The organism is Spirosoma agri, from assembly GCF_010747415.1.
GTDB classification, from domain to species: domain Bacteria; phylum Bacteroidota; class Bacteroidia; order Cytophagales; family Spirosomataceae; genus Spirosoma; species Spirosoma agri.
Genome location: NZ_JAAGNZ010000001.1, coordinates 1,028,454 through 1,053,980, shown reverse-complemented (window position 1 = coordinate 1,053,980; position 25,527 = coordinate 1,028,454). Strand labels below are relative to the sequence as shown.

Below are 25,527 nucleotides of genomic sequence, written 5' to 3'. Positions count from 1 at the left end.
TGTGTTAGTTGACTGGTAGATGTAAAAACGCGCTATCCAGGTTGCATACGACTTAAAAAAATTGCCAAATTTTTCATTTCTCCACTATATCTTATTGATTATCAGATACTTTACTATTGCATAATAATCTTATTTATCACAAAGGCCCAGAGGACGCAGAGAGTTAACCTATTTGTCTCTGTGTCCTCTGGGCCTTTGTGGGAAATAAGCTGGGAAAAACTAGCTTGCTCTACGGCTGGTAGCTATTAAGTTCGTGGACCGTTACGCCGGGTGTAGCCCGTAGAAGATCGACGATCATTTTGCGGTGGTTAGCGCCCACACCCACGACCAGTCGTTTTACACCAGCCGCCCGCGCCCGGCTCACAATATTCTGACTCATATCCTGGTTTCGCATTTTCCAGTAGTTTAACATTTCGGTCACTTCCTTTTCCGGAAACCCTTTCACACCGAACAGCCGATGAGCGCCGTAGAAATTCACGATGTTCAGGTATTCGTCACCTTCGGGTGAATTGTAAAATTTGGTAGCCATGCCATCGCGCTCGGCTGCATTGGCCAGTTTGTTCAGCACACGGGTACGCTGGTTGAGTGCCTTGTAGGCCAGTGCTTCAGCCGACGTTGAATCCTTCTCGACCTGCGCTTCGAATAGCTTAACCAGCGTATCAGCCCGCTCCCACGCACCCTGCCAATCCAGATCATGCCGCTGCGAATCCATCGACATCAGTTTGTCGATTTTCAATTCGTTCATCATGGGAAAGAGAATGTAGTAGTATTCGCTGGTGGTGCGATACCCCAGCCGATGCAGCGAATCGATCGGACCTAAGGCTTTGGTAAAGGTGGCCTTCTCTTCGTCCCCAAACGCCTGTTTGCGCTGCATCAATTGATAAAGCTGATACTGTGCATTGGCAAAATCGTGTTGCTGCACCAAGGCATTGGTGAGTCGCATCCGATTCTGATGGTAATTCGGATTTTGCTTCAAGGCTTTGTATGACGTTGCAATCAGCTTCTCCCGGTTAGCCGGCATCGGGTAGTCAAGATCACGGATGTACGCAATGCGCTTCTCTACATTGGCCTTATTCCAGTAATTCGGAATGGCGTCATAATCAGCCGCTGACAGAAACTCACCAAAGAACGCATCAGGCCGAAACGCGCGGATCTTATCGTTCACATAGTCGAATTTCTCAACCGGTTTTTTGCCGTAATCATGGGATGTTCCGATGAACAGGATCTCAATCGGCTGGTCGGCACGTTTTGATTGGGCAAAGCCAGCGAGTACCGAAGCGATCAGGAGTACAGTAGTTATAATCGTTTTCATGTTGTTTGTGCGTTTCTGCGTGTTTGATGAAACAAAGATGTGGTCTCATGGACGGGTCCGCCAACGCAAGTCGACCAACCCCACCATCTCGTCGGCTAACGGCATTCCTGATCGACCAACCTGCTGAATAGATTGAAACAAGATTTGTCGGCTGAAACCGGGCGTTGGTCGATTGTTCTTGCCATTACCGCGTCAACCATAGTACTTCGTGATTAAGTAAACTGCTCCCGTTATGGCCGCCCTACAACTGCCCGCTTTTCTGAACAACCGCGCCTTCGTTCGTAACCTGTTATACCTGTTGATCTGGTGTACGATGCTCGTAATGAATGCGTACGAGCCGAAGAAACAATCACTGGAGTTCGATGCGCTGGAATTCTCGTTCAGCGCGTCCTTCTGGTTGACGGTCTGGTTCGAACACGCCGTTGTGCTCACGCGCTACCTGAACCGGCAAAAACTGGTCTGGGCAGTAGTCGGATCGATAGCCGCACTCGGGTGCTTTGTGGGCATACGGTATGGACTGGAACAGGTTCTTTACTGGTATTTGTTTGGCTTTACCAACTACAATCCAGACGTTCCCCTACTTTATTACACCAGAGATAATCTTTACTATGCCCTGCCAGCGGTGGGTCTTGGCTTTGCGTTCAAAATTGTGGAAGACTGGCTGGCGCATCAGCAGGAACGCTCGGAACTGGTCAGTGAGCGAAACGCGGCTGAACTGGCTTTTCTGAAATCGCAGGTGAACCCGCATTTCCTGTTCAATACGCTTAATAACATCTACTCGCTGGCCTATACCAAATCGGACGCGGCACCGGGGGCTATTCTGAAGCTGTCCGAACTGATGCGCTATATGCTCTACGACAGCAATGGGCAAGGCCACTCCTCCACGGCGGGCCCGTCCGGGCGGGTGTCGCTGGGCAAAGAGGTTGCGTATCTGAAAAACTTCGTTGAACTCGAAAAATTACGCGTCGTGAATGCCAACGTCGAATTCAACATTGAGGGAAACGTCGATTTGTTTCGTATTGAGCCGCTGCTGCTGGTGTCGTTCGTGGAGAACGCGTTTAAACACGGCGACTTGAGCGATCCGGCGCATCCGCTGATCATTGAGTTGAGCGTACGAACTGGTAAATTGCGATTCGATACGTTAAACAAAAAAGCGAAGCGTCAGACGGATAGCGTTGGTGGTATTGGCCTGATCAACGTCCGCCGTCGGCTGGAACTGCTCTATCCAAAGCAACATACGCTGCATATCACCGACGAATCGACTAGTTACGCGTCTTCGCTGGAGTTGACGCTGTGAACCGAACTACTACATGCGCTGTCTGATTGTTGATGACGAACCGTTGGCTCACGCCATTTTGAGCGACTACATTCGTAAAGTACCGTTTCTTGAGTTGGTTGGTGCAACGACCAGCCCCATCGACGCCTTATCGCGGGTTCAGCTGGGCGAAGTTGACCTCGTCTTTCTCGATATTCAGATGCCGGAACTGACCGGCATTCAGTTCCTGAAACTGGTTGAACGCGCGGTCGGTGGCAACAAATGCCGGGTTATCCTGACCACAGCCTATTCCGACTATGCGCTGGAAGGCTACGAACACGATGTGGTCGATTATCTGCTCAAACCGGTTTCTTTCGAGCGTTTTTACCGGGCCGTACAAAAATTATTTCCAAAGAACGAGCCTACGACGCCCGCCGTTGTTGACCCCGCTCCCGACGACAGCCGCAATCCAACGCCCAGCCCCGCAGCCATACCATCGGGCAGTGCCCCCAAGGAGTTCATTTTTGTCAAGACCGAATACCGGTTGCAGCGGGTTAGCCTGCCCGATATTTTGTACTGCGAAGGGTTGAAAGATTACGTATCGCTGTACACGATCGGCGACGGTTCACAGCCAGAACGTATGCTAACTCTACAGACCATGAAGAGTCTGGAAGAAAAACTTCCCGACAATCAGTTCATTCGGGTACATAAATCTTATATTGTTGCCGTAAATCGCATCGAATCCATTGAGCGAAACCGGATTTACATCGGGAAAGCCGTCATTCCGATTGGCGATACCTACCGGGACGCTTTTTACCGGATTATCGAAAGCTGATGCCTCGCTAAACACTATAATGCCTTGATAATGATGTTCGTTAAAGGCGTTTATCTGTTCATTTTCCTGCTGTTTCTGTCCGTAACCGCCGTTGGCCAATCGCCCGGCCCAACGTTCCAGAAACTAAGCACAAAAGATGGACTGCTCTCCAACTTCGTCTCGGGCGTCGCAACCGATGCGGAAGGGTATCTGTGGGTTGCCACCCGGCGCGGACTCTGTCGTTATGACGGGTACACGTTCCGGAAGATTCCCGAGAACGAATCCGGCTATGTCAGAAGTATCAGCCGCTTACCCGATAATGCGCTGGCCGTGTACTGGAATAACATCGGTCTGTGCCTCGTCGATCCCACCCGCCAGTCGGTTACAACCATCGATTCCGTTCAGTTTAATGATGCCGATCCGGTCAATGATCACTTCGATAATCTCTTCACCGATTCACGCGGCAATCTCTGGTCGAGTAGCTACGGCCTAGTCCGTCGATACGAAATCAGTACCAAAAAACGGTTCCAGTATCCGGTCAAAGGGGCCGATCAAAACGGTGACCGAAATCATTTTTTTGAAGATAAGCAACATCGGCTCTGGATCTTGAGCGAGCTTGGGCTGAGTGAGTTCGATTACAAACGCAACACCATACGCGGTGTCTTAGGCCCGGAAGCCAGCGTCGAAAGTCAGCGCAAGGCAATCCCTTTTTCGGCCATTGCCGAAGACAACGCTGGCAACTTGTGGCTGGGAAGCCCCCGAATTGGTTTGTTCCGATATCAACCCGCAACAAACGCACTGACTCATTACCCTTTTTCAGAGGTCATTCTGAGCATGGCTTTTGTGGTCGATGCATCAGGCGCCACTACGCTCTGGTTGGGCTGCGACAATGGACTACGCATTTTCCAGCCCGCTCTGGAAACGATCACAACCGTAGCGGATCTGACCAGACAGGGTGTTTCTGTCCAGCAGATCGTCCCTGACACCCGCAACGGCCTTGTCTGGCTTGCCACCAGCGATGGTCTGTGGTCGTATCGGTCCGGCATTCCTACCATTCAGGCCATTCGCCTACCCGAAACCATCGTTCCCCAGGCAGTCGTTGTCAAAGCGATCTTACCAGAATCCAGCGATACGTTCTGGCTCGGTCTGTCGCAAACGGGTGCGTTGCGATGGCATCGGCCGACCAATACGTTTCAGCTTTTCCGATACCCGACCAATGCCGCAACCAACACGCTTTCGTGGGTAAACGGGCGACTTTGGGCCGCAACGGATCAGGGCATTTTTCAACTGACCGGGCGGGGTTTTCAATCGATTCGACTGCCCGCCCGGTTCTCATCCGCTCGTATTCAGAAAGTGCTCGCCGATAAGTGCCAACGACTCTGGGTGCTGCACAGTACAGAAGGTGTGCAGGTTTTTGATCTCAACTCATTACGCCCGGTTACCCTTTGGGATGAGCAGAAAGCGCGTCAATTGTGGTCTGTCAATCAGTATCACGACATAGCCGAATCGCCCGATGGTCGAATCTGGTTAGCTGCCTGGTACCCGAAAAGCTTTGGCATGATCTGGTACAACGAACGCGAACGGCGGTTGCAGGAACTGGCTGATTTTAACAACCATAAACAGTTTGTGGGCGATTATTTCACCAGGGTATCGGTGGGACAGGATGGTCGAATGTTGTTTTCAGGCGGTGGTGGTGTCAACAGTACGGATGCCAATGGAAAAATCGACTCCCTACGATCGGTCTACAGTGGTCTATCTCCTGAGTTGGCCGACGATCAGTGCTTTGGTGTAGCCGAGGATACGAAAGGCCGAATCTGGATCGGTACGGGCGAGGGTTTACACACCTTCGACCCGGCAACTCGGCGAATCCGACGCTTTACGGAAGTAGACGGGTTGCTCAGCGACGATGTTACCAATGGCTTTGCGCTGACCTGGAATGATTTATTGCTCGTGGGCCAGCAGAACGGGTTCGATCTGATCGACATCAATCGGCTGCACCAGCCAATGCCTTTGCCCGCGCTGGCGATCTCTAGCATGCAGGTCAATGGCCAGTACAGACCTGTCGATCTGGCGAAACCGTTGTCTCTGGCCACTGCGGAAAATGACCTGCGGCTTACGTTTACGACACTGACTTTCAGACCCGTAAGCACTGTTCATTTCCGCTACAAGCTAAACGAACACGCCGACTGGATCAATCTGGGCACCGTCAACGAAATCAACCTGACCAACCTAAAATCGGGCGATTATACACTGGTTGTTCAGAATGGCGATGATACGGGGCGATGGAATTCGGATGGTGTTACGATCCAGTTCAACATTGCACCAGCCTGGTACGAAACCGGGCTGTTCAGAGGGTTGGTGTTACTCGCGTTACTGGGCGTTTTGTACGGATTTTACCGGTTGCGCATCGGTCAGGAACGTCGGCGTAGTGAGTTGACCCGCCAGCGGGCCGAAGCAGAAACGCGGGCATTACGCGCCCAGATGAATCCGCATTTTATCTTCAACTGCATGAACACCATCGACGCCTACATTCTGACCAATCGACCCGATGCGGCTTCGGTTTTCTTGCAAAAATTCTCCCGGCTGGTGCGTCAAGTGCTGGAAAATTCCCGCGAAACGCTGATTCCGGTTGCACAGGAACTCGAAACGCTAACGCTGTATATCGAACTGGAAGAAGAACGCGCCGATCACAGGTTCAGTCATACGTTCTCGATTGGGCCCGGCGTTCAATCGTGCCTGATGCCTCCGCTGCTGCTGCAACCCTTTGTCGAGAACGCCATTCTGCACGGACTGCGCCATAAAACCAACGGACCAGGGCTACTACTCATCACGATCCAGCAAACGGGTAATCAACTCTACTGCCGGGTTGAAGACAATGGTATTGGCCGGACAAAATCGGCTACGATGCAGGCCCCAAGAATGGCCAAACCGTATCAGTCACTGGGCAGTACGGTTACAACCGAGCGCGTCGATTCATTGCAGATTCTCTACGGCTCCGAAGCCAGCTGCACCATTACGGACCAGAATCCCGCTGACGGAACCGGAACTGTAGTCAACATTAAATTACCCCTTCTAACTACGTAAAGCGGGCTTCTGCCTATCCTACAAAAAATAAATCTGGCTAACTTCTTGACAGTGTGAAAATAAATCCCGAGCATTGTAGTGTATTAGTTCAATAGTACACTAAACCAAAAACACAATGGTTGACCTTACCAACCTGACGTTCGGGTACAATCGAAAAAAACTGATTTTTCAGGACCTTACGCTGTCGCTAAAATCCGGCACGATCTACGGCTTGCTGGGAAAAAATGGGGCGGGAAAATCGAGCCTGCTGCGGCTTATGGGCGGTCTGCTTTACCCACTGGCCGGCCAAGTGAACGTGGTGGGCTTCGAACCCCGGAAACGGCAACCCGCTTTCTTGCAGGAGCTGTATTTTATTCCGGAAGAGATTTATCTGCCCGCCGTGACGCTTCAAACCTACATCGACACGATGGGACCGTTCTATCCGAAATTCAGTGAGTCGCAGTTTCGGCGTTACCTGACCGATTTTGACGTACCTCAGGACCAGAAGCTAACCGCTATGTCGTATGGGCAGAAGAAGAAGGTCATCATCAGCTTTGGCCTGGCAACCAACACCCGCCTGCTGATCATGGACGAGCCAACCAACGGCCTCGATATTCCATCGAAAGGGCAGTTTCGGAAGATTGTTGCTACTGCCGTCGACTCGGACCGGTTGATGCTGATTTCGACCCACCAAGTACGCGACCTAGACAACCTGATCGATGCGGTCATTATCTTGGACGAAAGCGAAATTCTGCTCAACCACTCTCTGGCCGACATTGCCGACCGGCTTCTGTTCGACACGGTATCGGTGCTGGCAGGAACGAGTGGTGTTCTTTACGCCGAGCCGTCGCTACGGGGGCAGGCCGTTGTCATGGAAAATCCAACCCAGGAAGACAGTAAGGTCGATCTCGAACGACTATTCAACACCGTAGTGAGCAACCGGGAGCGCATCAAAACTCTTTTCTATTAATTCCAATGGCTTTTTATACCTTATTCGCCACACTTCTGGCCGCCATCTCAGGCACGATCATACCCTATTGCGATCAATTTTTAGCCCTCCTATCTACCATTTACTTATGAATCAGACATTTAACCTTCACCGCTTTACGCTGCTCCTGCGTCTGCACTTATCCGAGCATAGTCGGACCTATCTGATGGGAGTCGGTATCTTATTCGGCATCTGGACCGTCATGCTGGCACCCAGTACGGCAAAAATCAGCCACTTCTCCGAATCTATCTATCGAACGCATGGCGTGATGCTTGGCTTTATTTTTTGTGGGGCCAGTGCGTGGTTTGCCAGTGAATCGTTTCGGGTTGTCAACACGCCCATGCGAGGCATTCCCTTCCTGACACTTCCAGCTTCCCAACTGGAAAAATACCTGGTCGCCTGCCTGATGATAGTGCTCTTCGTCCTGGTCTTTCTGGCTGTTTTCTACACCGTCGAAGGCGTTTGCTTCTCAATCATCAACGCCCGGCTACCACAGATCGAACCCCGCTATCAGTTGCTTGACCTCCGTGGTCCGTTCACACCCATCGAACTACGCTACTGCGCCCTGGTTGGCGTTCCCTTATTCTTCCTGGGTTCGATTTATTTTCCGAAAGTAGCGTTCGTCAAAACGGGTATCGTCGCTTTTCTGCTTCTCTTTATCACCATGTTTCTGAATGAGTTCATCGTAAATCAGGTGTTCCCCAGCCGGGAATTCTACGGATCGACCGTGTTCACCGAGGTTCACTTCGAGCAAAACAGGACTTGGTACGAGGTAGAATTAACGGGTACGCCCAAACTGATCGTTGTATGCTCGCTGTTGCTGATCACACTAATGCTGTGGTTTACGGCCTATATCCGCTTTAAAGAAAAAGAACTGTAATTATGGATTTTCGCGATAAACAGGCCATCTATTTACAAATCGCCGATTACGTCTGCGAGAAGATTTTACTGGGGCAATGGCCGCCGGGTGACCGAATACCGTCCGTTCGGGATTTGGGCGTGGAGCTGGAGGTGAACCCCAACACCGTTGTTCGAACCTACGATTTTTTGCAGCAAAAGAGCATCATTTTCAACAAGCGCGGCATTGGTTATTTTGCCGCCGACGATGCCAATGACCGCATTATTGCGCACCGGCGCGAGCAGTTTCTGGAAACGGAACTACCTGTTTTCTTCCGCACCATGTACCTACTGAACATCGATCTGAAAGAAATCGAGCAACGATACGACAGCTTTGTCAAGGCTGAATTCAACTAATCAACCATTTACCAACTATGTGGATAACTAGCAAGACTTATCCACATAGTTGAATTCCAGTCTCCTACACGATGAAAACAAGCAATAAACTGTTGATAACTCTGCTGGTGGCAGGTTTGCTGACCCTGGTTGGCTCGACAATAGCGTTGAAAGCCGAACATGATAAAATTGACTTTACCGATCCGTTCTATGGCTTCTCGTCAACGGCTCTCAAGCCATTTACGGTAATAAAACTGGAAGGCGTTAAGCCCGGAGTAGCGGCAGGCCGTGACCAGGCGACAAGCCATTCTGACTCAACGGATAGCTATACGTCGGTTGGCGTACAGACAGGGAAAACGTTTGCAATCCGAACGCGGAAAGGCAACGCGGTTGCGTTCACCTGTCGGTCTGTGGGTGATACGCTGGTTGTCCGATACAAACCCGAATTTCATTCTGGTCTTATTAGTGCCAACGATGCCTTTGAAGCGGCTCCCTTTGCCTACATCATTGCGCCTTCTTTCCAGACGATAGTAGCGAACGGATCGGTTTGCAAAGTAGCCGGGCTAACGACGGATAAGCTCACACTTGCTGCCTCCAATGCTCGTTTACTGATCAGCAACAGCACGATTAACAATCTAACGGCAACGGGCCAACGCCGAAGTACACTACAGACGACAGCGAACAGCCAGATTCATACAGCCGACATTACCGCACACAACGGAACGACCTTTATTGTCGATCGTGCTATTTTTGGTTCACTGGCGCTACACACCGACAGTACCGCAACGCTGAACGTGCCTGCGATACTGCTGAACAAGTTGTAAACTCCCTCACCGACCAACCCTCACCGACCCGTCGGTGAGGGCAATTCAGCCAACACGCGCTTCTACGGCTAGCATATAAACGGTCATGGACTCACCAGCCGTTTGAATCCAGTTGTCGTAGTCGGTAATGGCCTGTAGGCGCTGGTCTTCGGTAATGTAACCTGCCTTGACCAACTGAGGGCCGCGCAGTTCCGCAACTTCTGCCCACAATCGACTGTCAATAGCGAATGTCGGGTCTGCTTTTCGGGATTGTTCGGACTGATTTTCGATTTGAATCTCCGTAAGCCCGAGGCTCGTCATGAGATCAACCAGATGATCGGCGATGGCATTGTCGAAACCGGCATCCTGCCGCCAGTTCAGAAAAGCCGCGTAGAATAGGCTCATCGCTTCGGGCGGCTCGGGGTGCCAGCTGATCTTTTCGTGGTTGAAGTCGAGGATAGACAGGTAACCACCGGGCTTGACCATCCGTTTCATCGTACGGAGCGCGGCCATTGGATCAGCCAGCCATTGCAGCGTTCGGGCGCAGGTGACCAGATCAAATCGTTCGTCGGTGTCGAATGTGTACACATCGGCCTGCTGAAAACCGAGATCTGCTACCCGATCAGCATGCCGGATGGCCTGTTGGATCAGGTTTTCGTTCGGATCGATACCCAAAACTCGCCCGGTTGGGCCTACTTTTTCGGCAATACTGCGGGTTATTGCCCCTGATCCGCAACCCACATCCAGCACAGATAGCCCCAGCCGCAGGTATTTCAACAGGTTACGGTTCGCATTTTCGACGGTTCGTCGCTCAAGAACTGGATTATGCGCAACGGGCATCACAGCCCGTTCGGTGGCCATTTGATCAGACATAGGTGTAAGGAAAATAGAACTGGCAAATACGCTTTTATTCCGATACCAGACTATGATTGCGGGCAAATACGGCTAGCCAGCAAAGAGGAAATGCCCCCTCACTATATAGTTTTGTAGCCAAATTGCGGAGGCACACGACCGATCCGGACGTAACTTCGTGGTTTCTTCACCGGAAGCATCTGTCAACGTTTTATGCATAAACCGGTAAGGAACAGCAGTAATCGAACGACAAATTCCGCTTTTTGCCCAGGCTCGGTAAACGATAAAACCCTACTCATCCGTTTATGTGTTACAAGCGGTAGGACAGTCTGGCCAATCATTTAGAACGTCTCCCCACGTATGACAACTACGCATATCTCCTCACCAACCGTTCTGCTCGTTAATGAACAGGACGAAATCCTGGGAACTGCCGAAAAACTAGCGGTTCATGAGTCAGGCGACCTTCACCGGGCGTTTTCGGTCCTGATCTTCAATGACCAGGGCGAATACCTGCTTCAACAGCGAGCCCATGAAAAATACCATTCCGGTGGTCTGTGGTCAAACACCTGTTGCGGCCATCCCAGCCATCCGCACGATACGGCAGAACAGGCTCAGCAACGGCTCTACGAAGAAATGGGATTCCGAACTACGCTGAAGCCGCTGTTCAGTTTTCGGTATCACGCCGAATTACCCAACGGTTTGACCGAGCATGAATTTGATCACGTATTTATGGGTCATTATCAGGGACCAATTCCGTTCAATTCTGACGAAGCCTGCGCCGTTCGCTGGATAGCACCCGATGATCTGGCGCAGGAAATGCGTAGTGCTCCCCATACATTTTCGGTCTGGTTTCGGATGTTATTTGAACGACTTCAAAAGCGATCCTAACGCCTGGCGGGTGAGCTACTTAGGTATTCAGCCGGTAAAATACCGGTTTCAACTACTCAAAATGGGCACTCCGCTATAGTAGATTTCAAAACCGGCTTTATCGTTCCCAACTTCGCAACACAGTTGGTTGATTGGCAAGCGATAAGCAGTCCACTCGATTGTTAATCAGTAGACAAACAGAACGCATTTCAACCTGTATTCGCTATCCTGACAGGCGATTTGAGGAAAGTAGTTTTGCTTATCAGCCGATTACCTGCTTTCTTACCGTTCGAGTCAATAACCAACCGTTACCATTTGTACTGAATTCCACTTAAAAAACCAGTTTACACATGAAAACACTTACCGTATTTGCTGCTTGCCTGTTTGTTTCCGGCGTTTCATTGGCCCAAACGTGGACGGTCGATAAATCGCACTCACGCGTTGGATTCAACGTTACCCACAATTTGCTGGCCGAAGTGGATGGCAATTTTAAAACGTTCGACGCTAAAGTTATCTCGTCGAAACCTGATCTGTCCGATGCCGTTCTCGAACTGACCGCCGACGTAAACAGTATCAACACCGACAACGAACGCCGGGATGGCCACCTGAAAGGTCCCGACTTTTTTGACGCGGCCAAATACCCAACGCTGACGTTCAAAAGCACATCGTTCAAGAAAGTAGACGCGAAAAAATACACGGCAACGGGTAATCTGACCATGCATGGCGTGACGAAACCCGTTACACTGGACGTAACAATGGTTGGTCCCGTCAAAATGAAAGGCATGGGCGGCAAAGAGCAGGAAAAAGTTGGCTTCAAAATCGCCAGTTCGATCAAACGTTCCGATTTCGGCATTGGTACGATCCCTGTCGTTGTTGTAAGTGATGAAGTTGAAGTGAAAGCCAGCGGTGAATTCGTGAAGCAGGAAGGCGAAACGGCCGACGCCAAGAAGTAAGCCCAACGCAATGTAACGTACAGTAGGCCCGATGATTGTCAACCGATCATCGGGCTTTTTCGTTTATACCGCGCTGATCAATAGGCCTGCAACTACCACCTGCGAGTAAATTAGCTATCGACATTGGCTTTCCTATGAACAGACTCGTTCAGGACAACCTGTTCCGTTCTGCTAACTTTCCTATACCCATGAATCAGCATCCAATTGTAAACCGGCTTTGCTACACACTGCTGGCCATCAGTCTGGTTACCCTTCGGGTGGTTGCGCAGGCACCCCAACGTCAACCCACGCCGAACGATACGCTCAAATCGCCAAAGGTTATGGCTGACAAGCGCGTTATGATCAGCATCTACGCGCCCAAAGCGAGCGACGTGACAGTAACAGGCGATTTTCTGGGGCAGCCCAAACCACTCAGCCTGACCAAAAGTGAACAGGGTGTCTGGTCGACACTGGTTGGCCCGCTAAAACCGGATTACTACACCTACACGCTGATGGTTGATGGGGTTCGTACGATGGACCCGAAAAATCCGGTCATCAAGCAGGGGATCAGTAGTCTGGAAAACGTAATGGCCGTACCCGGTACCGAAACGGCGTTTGAGGATAATCAGCCGGTGCCTCACGGCGACGTGCGGGAAGTTTGGTATCAGTCGAAATCGCTGGGTATGATGCGCCGGATGCATGTATACACGCCCCCCGGCTACGAAAAAGGAACAACAAAATACCCGGTCTTTTATCTGTTGCACGGTGCGGGTGACGACGACTCCGGCTGGAACACCGTCGGACGCTCGGGTTTCATCATGGATAATTTACTGGCGGCTGGCAAAGTAAAGCCGATGGTGGTTGTTATGCCCAACGGGAGTATGCCGATGCCTCCTCAAACGGGTATGCCTACTAATGAAACGATGAACCGGATGCGGTCGCTGTTTGCCGATGAATTGCTCAAGGATGTGATGCCGCACGTCGAAAAAACATACCGAACGCTGACCAATCAGGAAAACCGGGCCATCGCGGGGTTGTCCATGGGTGGTTTCCAGACGCTGGATGTTACGCTGACACATCCCGAATTGTTCAACTATGTCGGCGTGTTCAGTTCGGGATTTTTCGGCGCGACCGTCGATGAGGCCGAAACAAAATACGCGAAAGTCCTGAACGACAGTAATTTCAACAAAGGCAAAAAACTCTTCTGGATCGAGATTGGTAAAGATGATTTCGTGATGGACGCCAACAAGAAGACGATTGCTTTGCTCGACAAACACAATATCAAGTACCAGTATAAAGAAACCGACGGCGGGCATACCTGGATCAATTGGCGGCAGTACCTCAACGAATACGCGCCGTTGCTGTTCCGGTAACGTCCCATCTGCCACTCATCTATCTTCACACTTATTCGTTCCTGACCATCGATGCGTTTATCGTTTAGTTTATTGTGTCTGCTGATTTCCATTTGCTCCTTCGGGGCAACCGTCGATACGCTCGACATCCCGAGTGCGGCCATGCAGAAAAAGCTTCGGGCGGCTGTAGTGCTGCCTGCCAGCTATGCGAAAAGTAAAGCCGCCTATCCGGTTTTGTACCTCCTACACGGTGGTGGCGGTCAGTTTAGCGACTGGCTGCGGCAAACGCCCAATAAATTGCTGCTGCATACGCTGGCCGATCAGTACAACCTGATTATCGTAACACCGGAAGGCGAAAAGCTAAGCGGTTATCTGGATAGTCCGATCCAGAAAGATAACCTGTTCGAGACCTATATTACGCAGGAAGTTCTCTCTAAAATTGACAATACGTATCGCACCATTCGGGATCGCAAAGGGCGGGTCATTACAGGCTTGAGTATGGGCGGACACGGGGCTTTGTATCTGGCAACGCGACACCCCGATCTCTATTGCGCGGCTGGCAGCATGAGTGGCGCACTGGACCTGAACACAGCCCACTGGCGAATCGCCCCCGAATTTGCGAAACAGATCAAGCCCCAGTTCGAGCGAATTCTGGGGATGCAGGACGCTACTCCCGACCTATACGCGGCCAATTCGGTCGTAAATATGGCCGACAAAATGAAAGCAAACGGGCTGAAGCTGATTATCGATTGTGGTGTCGATGATTTCCTGATTGAGCCGAACCGGGAGTTACACCGCCGGTTGGTCTACAACCAGACGCCCCACGATTACACCGAACATCCGGGCGGCCATACATGGGATTACTGGGAAAACTCGCTGCCCTACCACATCCTGTTCTTTACTAAAATCCTAAAAGCGAACGGAGCGGTAGCCCCCTGATAATGATTCAACTAACGCGTGGCGGTGGTGTCAGATTCGTATACCTGATGCCACCGCCACGCGCCAGTTCGGGCGATTCTATTCAGTAAAGTGCTCATGACAAGGAAAATAAGAATCGTCAGGCCCGTCAAAACCTACTCAAATGCCCTGAAACACGGGATTTTGTTACCGGTTTAGTTATCGGTCAATCTTCTCCGATGGAAGTCCGTACATTTAAGCGTAGACAACCAACCGGAATGATGAAACTATCTGCTATTCTTGTTGACGATGAACGGGCCAGTTTAGACGCCTTACGCGTAAAAATCCAAAAAGTAGCCCCGGATATCGCTATCCTGCAAACCTTTCAGCATCCCTCCGACGCTGTGGCCAGTATGGCTCATTACAAACCCGATGTGGTTTTTCTCGACATCGACATGCCCGGCATGGACGGGTTTTCTATGTTACGAGAGCTTGGCACGACCGACTTCGAAGTGATTTTCTGCACAGCCTACGGTCAATACGCAATTGACGCGCTGCGGATGAGCGCGCTGGACTTTCTGCTCAAACCGATCCACGAAGGTGAACTTCAGCAGGCCATCGAACGGCTCCAGCAGAAGCGGAAGCATCGCGAAACAAGTTCGATCAATACGGCCCGGCCAACACCGTCGCCCCATGCGCTGTTCAATAAAATTGCGGTGTCATCGCTGAGAGGGCTCATGTTCGTACCGATCCAGGATATTATCCGACTCGAAGCCGACAGTAATTATACAACGTTCTACCTGATCGACGGTCGTAAAATTGTAGCGACCAAGACGCTGAAAGATTTCGCGGACATACTGGAGCCGCTCAGTTTTGCCCGCGTTCACCGCTCATCGCTGATCAATCTTCAGCATCTGAGCGAATACATCCGGGGAGAAGGTGGTACGGTCGTCATGTCCGACGGCAGCGAGGTCGAAGTATCCCGGCGGGAGAAGCAGTATTTTTTCGAGCGAATTGGCTGGAACTGATTTCGAACGGCATCTATCGGTAAACCGTCAACATTGCCGGGCAGTGGCGGGGAACGAAGACTCATTGCGCCGGAAACGCGTGATGGGCGCACTACATGCAGAAAACGGTTCACGGCTTCCACGCTACCAGAATTGATCCTAATTTCTTCTGATAATCAATTACTTCCAGCTATACATCAGCGCACTTAGATACTCAGTTTGACTAAACTGGCTTTGCGCTATCAGGCGAAAATCCTGATACAGTAACAAACCGCATTTCGCTAAATCGAAACCGCCATTCACGCAGGGGCTTTTGTCCTGAACTGAATGGCGGTTTATTTTTCACTACTAATTGATCCTCCTATGAAACGGCCCCAAAGCCATCAGTATATCGAATGGCTATGCCTACTATTGGCTGGCTTACTGGGCCTGTTACTGGTCTTTCTCTAGGTATACTCCATCGACCTATGTTAGTCGCGGGTGATCGCTCCCACTCGTTTACAAGGCCGGATAGTTTTTAGAAGAATCGTCGAGGATCAATACCCAATCCTGTCCGTAGCCTCGCGACGGGGGCGTGAACGCTTGTGGTTTCTGGTTGTCGAACGTACCGGCTGGTTTCGTCTTTCCCGTTCGGGGGTCGAACCAGGTAGCGGTAACGCTTTTGCCGGAGATCTTACCCGGATTGACCGTAAATGGCTTTCCTACGGCGGTATAAACGAAGGCGTAATCGGCACCCCGCGTCGCCTGAATCCGTTCGGCAGCACTGAGATTATTCTCGATAATCACCGACTGGTCAGGCACACGGGCAAGCAGGGGGCGGGCCGTCATCAGTTTCCGGACGTGCGTCATCTGATTGGCTCCGGGCAGGTCCATTGCTTCCTGCCAATATAGGTGTGGATTGTTGACCGATGGGCGTTTCGCACTGTACATCTGCCAGATGTCATGGCACCCATACGTGTGGCCATGCGCACCGGCAAACAAATCCAGATAAGCATACAATCGTACATCATAGGCATTCGATATGCCCAAGTCTTTGGCGTTAAAACAAACCGGGTGGTCTTCATAAATTGGTTCAGCGTCCATCGTCGGTTTGGTCGGCTGACGGGCATAGGACACCGTGATGTAGTCGTACACGGGCGTAAACCGACAATGTCCATTCTGGTGCATGTTGAACGCAAACCAGTCGTCGGCCTGAAACCATGCCGATGCGCCCCCATCCAGACCGTTGGGCTGCGGGTGATATGTCAGCAGCGCCTTGTCGGGGCCACCCGTTCCCTCCTGAATACCAGCGGCCATTGCCCGCCAGATCGCCAGGTCCTGCGAACCATCCCGTGGATTGCGGTCACCGCCCAGAATCCAGACAATATTTTCGCGGTTTTTATATCGGTTGCCCACATAGCGACCGTACGCCTTTGCATTCGCTACCGTAAAGATCTCCGGCCCTTGGCCCCACGTATTTTTAAATACTTTATCACCCCAGGTTGGCAGGAAACCAATAACGATGCCGTATTGAGCCGCTTTATCAACGATATAATCGACGTGTTTGAAATACGCTTCGTTGGGCGTTGTGGGGTCGTTAGTAAGCAGCGGTGTATCACCGTATGGGTTGGGCTCTTTCAGGCCATCGAACTCGGCAAGGGCCACCGCCTGTACAACTGTAAATCCCTGCTCGGCCCGTCGTTTAAGATACTGGTCGGCTTCTTCCCGATTGAGCCGGTGAAAGAGCTCCCAGGCAGTATCACCCAGCCAGAAAAATGGCGTCCCATCCTGATGAACCAAATATCGTTTATTCCCGGATACAGTCAGCCGTCCGTGAGCGAAGGGCTGTTGGGCCAGCGTCAGGCCCTGGATACAGGCGAATAGAAGTAGGAGAACAGAGGTTTTCATTCGGGAATCAGGATATGCTGTCTGTAGCAGAGGTTTCAACTCACGATGCAACCGGAAAAACAAGGCTACGATTTACGTGTACAAAGAAATCTTGGCTTCTTCCCTACTACCCGATTCGGCCGCTCCATTCGTTCAAACGTGCGATCAGCTCATGGATGATTCAGCGAGTCAGCCGTATCAGCGCAGGCGATAAGCACTAAAATCGCGTACTACCCCTGGCATTGACGGTATATACGGCCTGATTTCAGGTTTATAGTGCATCATTTATTGGTCAAGAAGCCTAAACCATTTGTCCTAAACGTCGGTACCCCGTGAATCAAACACCCAACTTCTTACAGGCTGGCCCTATTCGAGTTTGTTATGAAACTGGTTTTCTACGCTATGTTTCGCTCGGAGATACGGAAATTCTCCGGATAATCTATTTTGCCATTCGGGATCACAACTGGCTCACAGCCAGCATTACTTTATCAGATCAGGTAATCGACAAAACCGCCGACTCCTTTTCCATTACGTACACGTGGCATGTCAATGACCTCGGTATTCGGATGGAAGGGAAGGTCGCTATTCGGGGCGATGCTGAGGGTACGATTTCGGTCGATTTTTACGGAAGGGCACTCAATGCATTTCAGAAGAACCGGATCGGTTTGTGCGTGTTGCACCCGCTCGATGGCGTTTTGGGACAACCCGCCCAGCTAGTAGCACCTGATGGTCGTATAACCAACAGCCATTTTCCGGTCTTTATCAGTCCGCATCAACCCTTTCTGTCCATTGAGTCCATGCGCTGGAAGCCCGCTTCCGGCGCTGTCTGGCAACTCGACTTTTCGGGCGATGTGTTCGAAACAGAGGACCAGCGCAACTGGACAGATACCTCCTTCAAAACGTATTCGACGCCAGCCAGCCAGCCCTTTCCGGTTGCCGTCTCAGCCGGCGACGAATTTCACCAGCAGGTGCGTTTCAGCCGGTCAACACAAACAATCGCAGACGACGTAATACCTGAGGACGAACAGATGTTCACGCGGGTAAATCAGATCCTGAGCGAAACCCAACCGACGCACCCGCGTATTGGCGTTGGCCAACGGACCGCTGGGCCACCGCTGACAAATGAGGAAGCTGATTTGCTGAGAACGCTACGGTTGTCTCACCTACGAGTCGATGTTTTCTTTAACCTTCCGAACTGGCAAACCCTGCTAACCAATGCCATTGCGGATGCGACCCTTCTCTCGGTTCCGCTGGAACTAGCCGCCTTTTTCGGTAATGACCCGATCACCGAACTACGGACGTTGCAGCATTTTTTGCAGGATCAGTCCGCATCGGTTTACTCCATAATTCTCTACCAAGCGGCTACGCTGACGACCTCAACCGAGTTGCTGCAAACACTCGTGCCGTTGGTGCGGGAGGGTTGGCCAGCCACAGCCATTGGGGGCGGTACGGACGACAATTTTGTCGAATTGAATCGCAATCGGTTTGCAATGGAGTTGGTTGACTTTCTGGTTTATTCGGTCAACCCACAGGTTCACGCATCGGACGACCTTACATTGCTGGAGAACATTGCCGGACAGGCCGAAACCGTTGTAACCGCCCGTCAATTCAGCGATGGTAAGCCCATTCACATTTCGCCTGTAACCCTTCGTCCCCGGTATATAACCCTGACCGGAACCGCCATAGAACGCCTGAATGCCCCCGCCGACCCGCGTCAGTTCACTGACTTCGGTGCCGATTGGACACGCCAAAGTCTGAGTGCCTTAGCCAATGCAGGCGTTGCGTCAATTACCTATTACCAATCGCATGGGCCTACCGGTTTAGTAGACGGGAATATGATGTCTCCAGCGTTCACGGTCCTGGAAGCGTTTCAGCGTGAACATGACAACCCGTAGTTAATCGCTGATTCTCACTGACAGAACCGTGCCCGGTATGCCGTGTCGTCAAGACACGTTATACCGGGCACGGTTCTGCAAGCACTCGAAGCCTGCCCGTTCACGGCACTTGCCGTTTGGGTATTACCGGCGCGACAGGGACGTTCGACGCGAATCGAGTTTGATGAAGATGAACAACAGGATCGAAAACGACCAGAGCGACGAACCGCCGTAGCTGAAAAATGGAAGCGGAATGCCAATAACAGGCATCAGCCCAATGGTCATCCCAATGTTGATCATCAGGTGGAAGAAGATGATCCCAGCCACACAATAGCCATAAATCCGGGCAAACTTGCTGCGCTGTTTCTCGGCCAGAATCACAATGCGGATGAGTAATCCGACGAACAGGGCAATGACGACAGCGCTACCAATAAAACCGTGTTCTTCGCCAATGGTACAGAAAATGAAGTCGGTACTTTGTTCCGGGACAAAGTCAAACTTGGTCTGCGTTCCTTCCAGAAATCCTTTGCCCTGAAGTCGGCCAGAGCCAATGGCAATTTTAGCCTGTGTCACGTTCCAGCCTACCCCAAGCGGATCGATGGTCGGATCGACGAGTACTTTGATGCGGTTGCGCTGGTGTTTTTGCAGGACATCGTTCACAAAAAAGTCCACTCCTGTTACGAACACCATCATGATAATGCCAACGACACCCATTGAAATCAGGTTGCTTACCGTCCGATTGTAGCGCGGCATCAGGGCGATGACGACGAGCAGGAGCGCAACAATACCAATGAAGATGTAGAGCTTGGGGAAGATCAGCGCGACCACGAATAAAGCAGCCGCCGTTATACCTACCGCCGGAATCCACCCCGGAAGGCCCTCCCGGTAAAGCATAAAGCCAAACGAGGCAAAAACCAGCATGGAACCCGTTTCGTTGGAGGCCAGAATCAGGATACAGGGCAAAACGATGATCCCACCGACATAGAGCAGATCTTTCTGTTTGCTCAGGTTAATACCCGGATTATCCATGTACTTCGCCAGTGCAAGCGCCGTAGCCATCTTAGCGAACTCGGCTGGCTGAATCTGGAATGACCCAAACTTGAACCAGGAGTGCGACCCTTTGATGTTGGCACCCGCTACCAGCACAAGGAGCAGCATCAGGATCATGAACGCGTAAAACAGGTACGCGAAGGAGTCGAAAAATTTGTGATTGACAACCAGAATGCAGATCACCAGAATGACCGTTGTGCCGATCCACATCATCTGTTTACCGGCGTTGGTGGTCATATCGAACAGGCTGGTATGATCTTCGGGACTGTAAACGGCAGCGTAGACATTCAGCCAGCCCATCGTTACACAGCCGAGGTACAGTACCAGCAGCAGCCAGTCAATATTTTGAGAGAATAGTTCGTTATCGCGAGACAAGTTCGTTTGTTATTTTTATCTGTTTGCTGGAGGTTACTGGTCTACAGTCCTGCATCGATCCTAGCGGGTCGGCGCACCTGTAAAGCAAAAACGCTCAAACCACAAACAACGTATTAGTTTCCTACTGTTCCTATGGCCGTAATCGACGTTGGCTTTGTCGATGTCATCAATGGCTTGACCGGGACTGGCTTGGCCACTTTCTGAGTGGTATCTTTTCTGACCGGAGCGGGTTTTGGGGGAATCAGCAATTGACTGAGCGACGGCATGTAATTCGAAGCCAGCACCTGCGCTTCCAGCTTTTTAGCTTCTGTTTTGCGTTTCAGATATCGCTCGGCAACCAGCGCAGCCACAGAGGCCGCTGCCTTGCCACCCCATCCGGCATTCTCGACAAATACCGCAACGGCAATTTTAGGGTCGTTCATCGGGGCAAATCCAACAAAAATCGAGTGGTCGAACTTATGCCCGAACTTCGCGTTTTGCGAGGTTCCGGTTTTGCCACACAGGTCGATACCGGCAATGTTGGCCAACGGCGTTACCGTCCCCTGCGCTACCGCCCCCCGCATTCCATCGATAACCGGCAGGTAGTATTTATAGTCGATACCGGTTTCGTGCCGCTGGCGGTATTCATCCGGAAGCGCAACACCTGCCTTACCAAATCCCTTGATGTAATGGGGCGTAATGTACCAGCCCCGGTTGGCAATGGTTGCCGCCAGATTAACCAGCTTGAGCGGACTGATCAGCAACTCACCTTCACCGATACTGAGCGAGTAGACATTGGAAAACTTCCAGCGCAACGCGCCCCGGTACGCTTTGTCGTAGTACTCAGGCGTCGGCAAGTTTCCCTTCAGTTCGCTGGGCAGATCGACGCCAAGCCGGGAACCCATACCAAATTTTTCGGCCATATCGTGCCACTGCCGCAATCCAATAGCCGATGCCTTGAACGTGTTACGCTCGCCATTGAAGTACAAAAACTTCCGGAACACGTAATAGAAATAAGGATTGCACGAGTTCTGAACGGCACCCCGCAGATCGTTGCCCCCATGACAATGGCATCGCATCGGCGAACCGGCATGACCATAAACAGTGCTTGGCAGTAGCGAACCCTGCTGCTGCGCGATCAGCGCCTGAATCAGCTTAAAGGTTGAGCCGGGCCGGTAACTTGCCATGATAGGCCGGTTGATAAGCGGCTTATAGGGGTTTTTGATCAACGCTCGGTAGTTCTTCGAGAAGAAACGGCTCGACAACAGGTTGGGATCATAGGTCGGTGCGGAAACGGAAACCAGGATTTCACCCGTCGATGGCTCAATCGCCAGCACAGCCCCGATTTTATTCTGCATCAGGCTATCGGCGTATTGTTGTACCTCCACATCAATCCCCGTAATCAGGTTTTGACCAGCTACGGCTAAAGTGTCATAGGCTCCGTTTTTCCAGGAACCCTTATTGACCCCATGCACATTTTGCATCATGAACTTGACACCCCGCTTGCCTCGAAGCTGCTCTTCGTATTGCTCTTCCAGGCCATTGTGCCCCACATAATCGCCTTGTCGATAATACGGGAGATCCTGATTGTCGAGTTGTTTTTTGCTGATCTCGCTCACGTACCCAAGCGCATTTGCCATCGTGTGAGCCGGATAGGTACGCATCGAACTGATGATCGGCTCAAAACCCCGATAATCGACCAGCGCATCCTGAATACGGGCAAAATCTTCTTTGGACAGTTGACGCAGGAACAGCGACGGTTTAACGGACGAATAGTTTTTAGCCAACCCCATAATGCTATCAAAGTCCGACGGGGTAATGTCCATCATCCGGCAAAAAGCAGCCGTATCGGGAATTTGGACCTGTTTAGGCGTTACGTAGAGATCGTAGACAGGGGTATTATAAACGATGAGCTTACTATTTCGGTCATAAATCTGCCCTCGATAGGGAGTTTCGATGATTCGCTTGATCGAGTTCTTCGACGCACCCAGCGAATACGTATCATCGAGAACCTGTAGGTAAAACAACCGGGCCAGATACGTCAGTGCGACTAGACAAAAAACGCCGATAATGACATATTTACGATTCTCTACCATGAGAATAAATTCTTCCTTTCAAGCTACGTACTCTTTACAAAGTTAGGTTATTAATGACGAATTATGAGTGTAAAATCAGGAATGAGTTTTGCCAATCCACTGATCATTGATCGTTTATAATTCGTCATTAAATTTCACCATCCCTTCGCCGTCGTCTTGATCCGGCACAGGTACATATCCGCCGTAATGTAGAGCGTCGATCCGTTGTCACCCCAGGCACAGTTGGCGGTCGCACCACCGATTTTGATATGGCCCAGGAAATCACCCGCTGGCGATAGTACCAGTACACCACCGGGTCCGGTCGCCCATAGATTCCCATCTCGATCAACTTTCATGCCGTCGAAGCCCCCTTCCAGGTTCTGTTTTTTCAGCCCGTCGGCACCAAATACCACCCGCCCCTTGCTGACAGACCCATCGGGCTGAACGGCATACGCCATGATAACGGGCCGCGACGGGTCTGACTGAGCCACGTACAACGTTTTTTCATCCGGCGACAAGGCAATCCCGTTCGGGCGGGTCAGATCACCGACGATCATGGAAACCGCACCGTTCTGAGCAATCCGGTAAACGCCGAAGCCCTCAGTCTCCCGGCTAGGGTCCTTTTCTTTTTTTGGCATACCATACGGCGGATCGGTGAAGTAGTAGCTACCGTTAGTGTGTGCCACCACATCGTTGGGACTGTTGAAGCGTTTGCCGTTGTACGTATCCGCCAGCGTGCGTTTTCCGCCAATACCGTCCAGTGGCATAGCGGTCACGCGCCGGTCACCATGCTCACAGGCAATGAGACGCCCTTTTCCATCGATAGTCAGGCCATTGGAACCGGGTTCGTCGCCGTAAGTGCCCGTGCCTGTGTAGCCGGATGGTTTCAGAAATGGTGTGACACCCTCCTTCTCCGTCCATTTGAAAATGGTATTCTGCGGTACATCCGAGAACAGTAAATAATTTCCGGCAGCAGCATCCTGGTTTTTAACCCAGACGGGTCCTTCGGTCCAGGCGAAACCGCTGGACAGCACCTCAATCTGCGCATCCTTGGGGATCAACTTATCAATTCGGGGGTCGAGCCGCACGACTTGACCGATGGTTGGATAAGGGGTCGTCTGTGCCATAATCTGGCCAAAGGTAGCTGTCAATAAACAGGTTAGCAGCTGTAATTTCATACGAATTAGCGCGTTTTAGGAATGGAAGCAAGATGACAAAAGTGTGTAGGCATTGCAAGCGGACTAAGTGATTTAGAGACTATTTTTAATTCTTAAATTTTTTAAAATATAACGAAGACTTCATTTATTTTTACAGAACATTCGCCGGAGCCAACGCTATTGATGGCTATAGTGACTTAGTAACACGAACGTTACCGGCTACTCGGCTTTTCATTTCCTTATAAATCCTCAATCCAGTTGATTATGAATAACGACAAACGGGAGGCTTCAGCGGAGAACAACGGGAACAATTCCCGCCGGTCTTTTTTGAAGGCCCTCGGCATTGCCGGTACAGCCGCGGCTACTGCACCCGCTGCGCTGGCAGAAACGAGCGCAATTGCTGCTCCCCAGTACCTGAATCTGATAAAAAGCCATTCCAGCACAGCGGCCAATGACAAAGTTCGTATGGCGCTGGTCGGTACGGGTGGCATGGGCATCGGCGATATGCAGACGGCGCTGATGGTCGACGGTGTCGAGATGGTAGCTGCCTGCGATCTATATGATGGACGGCTTCGTCGGGCCAAAGAGCTTTGGGGCGATCAGCTTCCGGTTACCAAAGATTACCGGGAGGTGCTGGAGCGCAGCGATGTCGATGCCATCATCAATGGCACCACCGATCACTGGCACGAAAAAATCTCGACCGATGCCATGCGCAAAGGCAAGCACGTCTACTGTGAAAAGCCGATGGTGCAGAAAGTTGAGGATGGTCATAAATTGATAAAAGTTGCCAAAGAAACGGGTAAAGTGTTTCAGGTGGGCAGCCAGTTTGCCAGTTCGCTGCTCATCGCCAAAGCGCGTGAGTTGATGAAAGCCGGTGATATTGGTGAGCTTGTGTTTGCCGAAGCGATTTACGACCGCCATAGTGCCATGGGTGCCTGGCAATATTCGATTCCACCCGATGCATCGCCCCAAACCGTTGATTGGGACACGTATCTGGGGAGTGCGCCGAAACGTCCGTGGGACCCGCTCCGTTTTTTCCGGTGGCGGAATTATCAGGACTACGGCACTGGTATTGCCGGTGACCTGTATGTCCACCTGCTGACATCGCTGCACTGCATTACGGGTTCAAAAGGACCAAATCGGGTGTATTCAACCGGTGGAACGCGCTACTGGAAAGATGGTCGTGATGTGCCTGATATTCAGCTTAGTATCTATGATTACGGCAAAACGGCTGAACATCCTGAGTTCAACCTAACGACACGATCTAATTTCGTTGACGGTGGCGGTGGTAATTACCTGGTTCGGATCGTGGGTACGGAGGGTGACCTGTCGCTCGGGTTCGATTCGCTGACCGTTCACCGGAACAAATTTCCGAAGGCTCCGGGTATGTCGATCGACAATTTCCCCAAAGATCAGAAAGAGCTGTTCATCAAAGAATACGCTAAACTATATCCGCCCCATCCGGAACTGGAAGGGCCCAAAGAGCTTAAATACGCCTTCCCTAAAGATTATAAAGGAGATCGATATGAGCACTTTGTCAATTTCTTCAATTCCATCCGGACCAACGCCCCAAATATTGAAGATGCCACATTTGGGCTCCGCGCCTGTGGGCCAACGCAGTGTGGCAATATGAGTTTCGCGCAGAAGAAAGCCGTCAGCTGGGATCCAATCAACATGAAGATTCTGGGCGCCGTTTAACGCTTTTTTTGTCTGCTGCTGGTACGAATGCCACTACAAAATGTAGTGGCATTCGTCTTTTAGTGTCCTCCTGCAGCA

Annotated in this window: 20 protein-coding genes; 14 read left to right on the top strand and 6 right to left on the bottom strand. The window is 51.3% G+C overall.

The features are described 5' to 3' along the window. Positions 1–229: 229 nt before the first annotated feature. Positions 230–1,312: a DUF5694 domain-containing protein gene (locus GK091_RS04390; RefSeq protein WP_164035392.1), complete on the bottom strand. Its 1,083-nt coding sequence runs from the start codon at positions 1,310–1,312 to the stop codon at positions 230–232. 232 nt (positions 1,313–1,544) lie between these two features. On the opposite strand from GK091_RS04390, the gene GK091_RS04385 reads away from it, so the two are divergent. The 7 genes from GK091_RS04385 to GK091_RS04355 all read left to right on the top strand — a co-directional run bounded on the left by GK091_RS04385 (position 1,545) and on the right by GK091_RS04355 (position 9,489). Next, on the top strand, positions 1,545–2,609 hold the full coding sequence (locus tag GK091_RS04385; RefSeq protein ID WP_164035391.1) for a sensor histidine kinase: 1,065 nt from the start codon (positions 1,545–1,547) through the stop codon (positions 2,607–2,609). Between the two features lie 13 nt (positions 2,610–2,622). Beyond that, positions 2,623–3,402: a LytR/AlgR family response regulator transcription factor gene (locus tag GK091_RS04380; protein WP_164035390.1), complete on the top strand. Its 780-nt coding sequence runs from the start codon at positions 2,623–2,625 to the stop codon at positions 3,400–3,402. Between the two features lie 30 nt (positions 3,403–3,432). Beyond that, on the top strand, positions 3,433–6,465 hold the full coding sequence (locus GK091_RS04375; RefSeq protein WP_164035389.1) for a sensor histidine kinase: 3,033 nt from the start codon (positions 3,433–3,435) through the stop codon (positions 6,463–6,465). A 115-nt stretch (positions 6,466–6,580) separates the two neighbouring features. Further along, positions 6,581–7,414: an ABC transporter ATP-binding protein gene (locus GK091_RS04370; protein ID WP_164035388.1), complete on the top strand. Its 834-nt coding sequence runs from the start codon at positions 6,581–6,583 to the stop codon at positions 7,412–7,414. A gap of 106 nt (positions 7,415–7,520) precedes the next feature. After that, on the top strand, positions 7,521–8,312 hold the full coding sequence (locus tag GK091_RS04365) for a hypothetical protein (RefSeq protein WP_164035387.1): 792 nt from the start codon (positions 7,521–7,523) through the stop codon (positions 8,310–8,312). A gap of 2 nt (positions 8,313–8,314) precedes the next feature. Then, positions 8,315–8,686 (top strand): GntR family transcriptional regulator, encoded by a 372-nt coding sequence (locus GK091_RS04360; protein WP_164035386.1) that lies wholly within the window; start codon positions 8,315–8,317, stop codon positions 8,684–8,686. 71 nt (positions 8,687–8,757) lie between these two features. Continuing rightward, positions 8,758–9,489, top strand: coding sequence for a hypothetical protein (locus GK091_RS04355; RefSeq protein ID WP_164035385.1), 732 nt, complete (start codon positions 8,758–8,760; stop codon positions 9,487–9,489). 45 nt (positions 9,490–9,534) lie between these two features. Here the strand turns inward: GK091_RS04355 and GK091_RS04350 are convergent, their stop codons facing one another. Continuing rightward, the gene (locus GK091_RS04350) at positions 9,535–10,341 is read right to left on the bottom strand and encodes a class I SAM-dependent methyltransferase (RefSeq protein WP_164035384.1); all 807 of its coding nucleotides are present in this window, start codon (positions 10,339–10,341) and stop codon (positions 9,535–9,537) included. 339 nt (positions 10,342–10,680) lie between these two features. Between GK091_RS04350 and idi the strand changes: the two genes are divergently transcribed. The 5 genes from idi to GK091_RS04325 all read left to right on the top strand — a co-directional run bounded on the left by idi (position 10,681) and on the right by GK091_RS04325 (position 15,396). Continuing rightward, positions 10,681–11,208, top strand: a complete 528-nt coding sequence (gene idi / locus GK091_RS04345; RefSeq protein WP_164035383.1) for an isopentenyl-diphosphate Delta-isomerase — start codon at positions 10,681–10,683, stop codon at positions 11,206–11,208. A 329-nt stretch (positions 11,209–11,537) separates the two neighbouring features. Beyond that, a complete protein-coding gene (locus tag GK091_RS04340; protein WP_164035382.1) occupies positions 11,538–12,140 on the top strand; it encodes a YceI family protein in 603 nt (200 codons plus the stop codon). A gap of 188 nt (positions 12,141–12,328) precedes the next feature. After that, complete coding sequence (locus tag GK091_RS04335) at positions 12,329–13,492, top strand: esterase (protein ID WP_164040556.1); 1,164 nt, start codon at positions 12,329–12,331, stop codon at positions 13,490–13,492. Between the two features lie 51 nt (positions 13,493–13,543). Continuing rightward, entirely contained in the window at positions 13,544–14,410 is an 867-nt protein-coding gene (locus GK091_RS04330; RefSeq protein ID WP_164035381.1) for an alpha/beta hydrolase, read from the top strand. A gap of 236 nt (positions 14,411–14,646) precedes the next feature. Continuing rightward, complete coding sequence (locus GK091_RS04325) at positions 14,647–15,396, top strand: LytR/AlgR family response regulator transcription factor (protein ID WP_164035380.1); 750 nt, start codon at positions 14,647–14,649, stop codon at positions 15,394–15,396. A gap of 477 nt (positions 15,397–15,873) precedes the next feature. On the opposite strand, the gene GK091_RS04320 is transcribed toward GK091_RS04325, so the two are convergent. Then, positions 15,874–17,262, bottom strand: coding sequence for a glycoside hydrolase family 140 protein (locus GK091_RS04320; RefSeq protein ID WP_164035379.1), 1,389 nt, complete (start codon positions 17,260–17,262; stop codon positions 15,874–15,876). Between the two features lie 311 nt (positions 17,263–17,573). Here GK091_RS04320 and GK091_RS04315 point away from each other — a divergent pair, with 311 nt between their 5' ends. After that, positions 17,574–19,136 (top strand): hypothetical protein, encoded by a 1,563-nt coding sequence (locus GK091_RS04315; protein ID WP_164035378.1) that lies wholly within the window; start codon positions 17,574–17,576, stop codon positions 19,134–19,136. A 123-nt stretch (positions 19,137–19,259) separates the two neighbouring features. Here the strand turns inward: GK091_RS04315 and rodA are convergent, their stop codons facing one another. From rodA to GK091_RS04300, 3 genes are all read right to left on the bottom strand, one after another. Beyond that, on the bottom strand, positions 19,260–20,540 hold the full coding sequence (gene rodA, locus GK091_RS04310; RefSeq protein WP_164035377.1) for a rod shape-determining protein RodA: 1,281 nt from the start codon (positions 20,538–20,540) through the stop codon (positions 19,260–19,262). Between the two features lie 113 nt (positions 20,541–20,653). Next, the gene (locus tag GK091_RS04305; protein ID WP_164035376.1) at positions 20,654–22,615 is read right to left on the bottom strand and encodes a penicillin-binding transpeptidase domain-containing protein; all 1,962 of its coding nucleotides are present in this window, start codon (positions 22,613–22,615) and stop codon (positions 20,654–20,656) included. Between the two features lie 134 nt (positions 22,616–22,749). Beyond that, positions 22,750–23,772, bottom strand: a complete 1,023-nt coding sequence (locus GK091_RS04300) for an SMP-30/gluconolactonase/LRE family protein (RefSeq protein ID WP_164035375.1) — start codon at positions 23,770–23,772, stop codon at positions 22,750–22,752. Positions 23,773–24,015: 243 nt separating this feature from the next. Between GK091_RS04300 and GK091_RS04295 the strand changes: the two genes are divergently transcribed. After that, positions 24,016–25,449, top strand: coding sequence for a Gfo/Idh/MocA family protein (locus GK091_RS04295; RefSeq protein WP_164035374.1), 1,434 nt, complete (start codon positions 24,016–24,018; stop codon positions 25,447–25,449). Positions 25,450–25,527 lie beyond the last annotated feature (78 nt).

What these genes read in the sequence shown, in the direction of transcription:
- GK091_RS04390 (WP_164035392.1), bottom strand. Translation starts at nt 1,312, where the DNA reads ATGAAAACGATTATAACTACTGTACTCCTGATCGCTTCGGTACTCGCT.
- GK091_RS04385 (WP_164035391.1), top strand. Translation starts at nt 1,545, where the DNA reads ATGGCCGCCCTACAACTGCCCGCTTTTCTGAACAACCGCGCCTTCGTT.
- GK091_RS04380 (WP_164035390.1), top strand. Translation starts at nt 2,623, where the DNA reads ATGCGCTGTCTGATTGTTGATGACGAACCGTTGGCTCACGCCATTTTG.
- GK091_RS04375 (WP_164035389.1), top strand. Translation starts at nt 3,433, where the DNA reads ATGATGTTCGTTAAAGGCGTTTATCTGTTCATTTTCCTGCTGTTTCTG.
- GK091_RS04370 (WP_164035388.1), top strand. Translation starts at nt 6,581, where the DNA reads ATGGTTGACCTTACCAACCTGACGTTCGGGTACAATCGAAAAAAACTG.
- GK091_RS04365 (WP_164035387.1), top strand. Translation starts at nt 7,521, where the DNA reads ATGAATCAGACATTTAACCTTCACCGCTTTACGCTGCTCCTGCGTCTG.
- GK091_RS04360 (WP_164035386.1), top strand. Translation starts at nt 8,315, where the DNA reads ATGGATTTTCGCGATAAACAGGCCATCTATTTACAAATCGCCGATTAC.
- GK091_RS04355 (WP_164035385.1), top strand. Translation starts at nt 8,758, where the DNA reads ATGAAAACAAGCAATAAACTGTTGATAACTCTGCTGGTGGCAGGTTTG.
- GK091_RS04350 (WP_164035384.1), bottom strand. Translation starts at nt 10,341, where the DNA reads ATGTCTGATCAAATGGCCACCGAACGGGCTGTGATGCCCGTTGCGCAT.
- idi (WP_164035383.1), top strand. Translation starts at nt 10,681, where the DNA reads ATGACAACTACGCATATCTCCTCACCAACCGTTCTGCTCGTTAATGAA.
- GK091_RS04340 (WP_164035382.1), top strand. Translation starts at nt 11,538, where the DNA reads ATGAAAACACTTACCGTATTTGCTGCTTGCCTGTTTGTTTCCGGCGTT.
- GK091_RS04335 (WP_164040556.1), top strand. Translation starts at nt 12,329, where the DNA reads ATGAATCAGCATCCAATTGTAAACCGGCTTTGCTACACACTGCTGGCC.
- GK091_RS04330 (WP_164035381.1), top strand. Translation starts at nt 13,544, where the DNA reads ATGCGTTTATCGTTTAGTTTATTGTGTCTGCTGATTTCCATTTGCTCC.
- GK091_RS04325 (WP_164035380.1), top strand. Translation starts at nt 14,647, where the DNA reads ATGATGAAACTATCTGCTATTCTTGTTGACGATGAACGGGCCAGTTTA.
- GK091_RS04320 (WP_164035379.1), bottom strand. Translation starts at nt 17,262, where the DNA reads ATGAAAACCTCTGTTCTCCTACTTCTATTCGCCTGTATCCAGGGCCTG.
- GK091_RS04305 (WP_164035376.1), bottom strand. Translation starts at nt 22,615, where the DNA reads ATGGTAGAGAATCGTAAATATGTCATTATCGGCGTTTTTTGTCTAGTC.
- GK091_RS04300 (WP_164035375.1), bottom strand. Translation starts at nt 23,772, where the DNA reads ATGAAATTACAGCTGCTAACCTGTTTATTGACAGCTACCTTTGGCCAG.
- GK091_RS04295 (WP_164035374.1), top strand. Translation starts at nt 24,016, where the DNA reads ATGAATAACGACAAACGGGAGGCTTCAGCGGAGAACAACGGGAACAAT.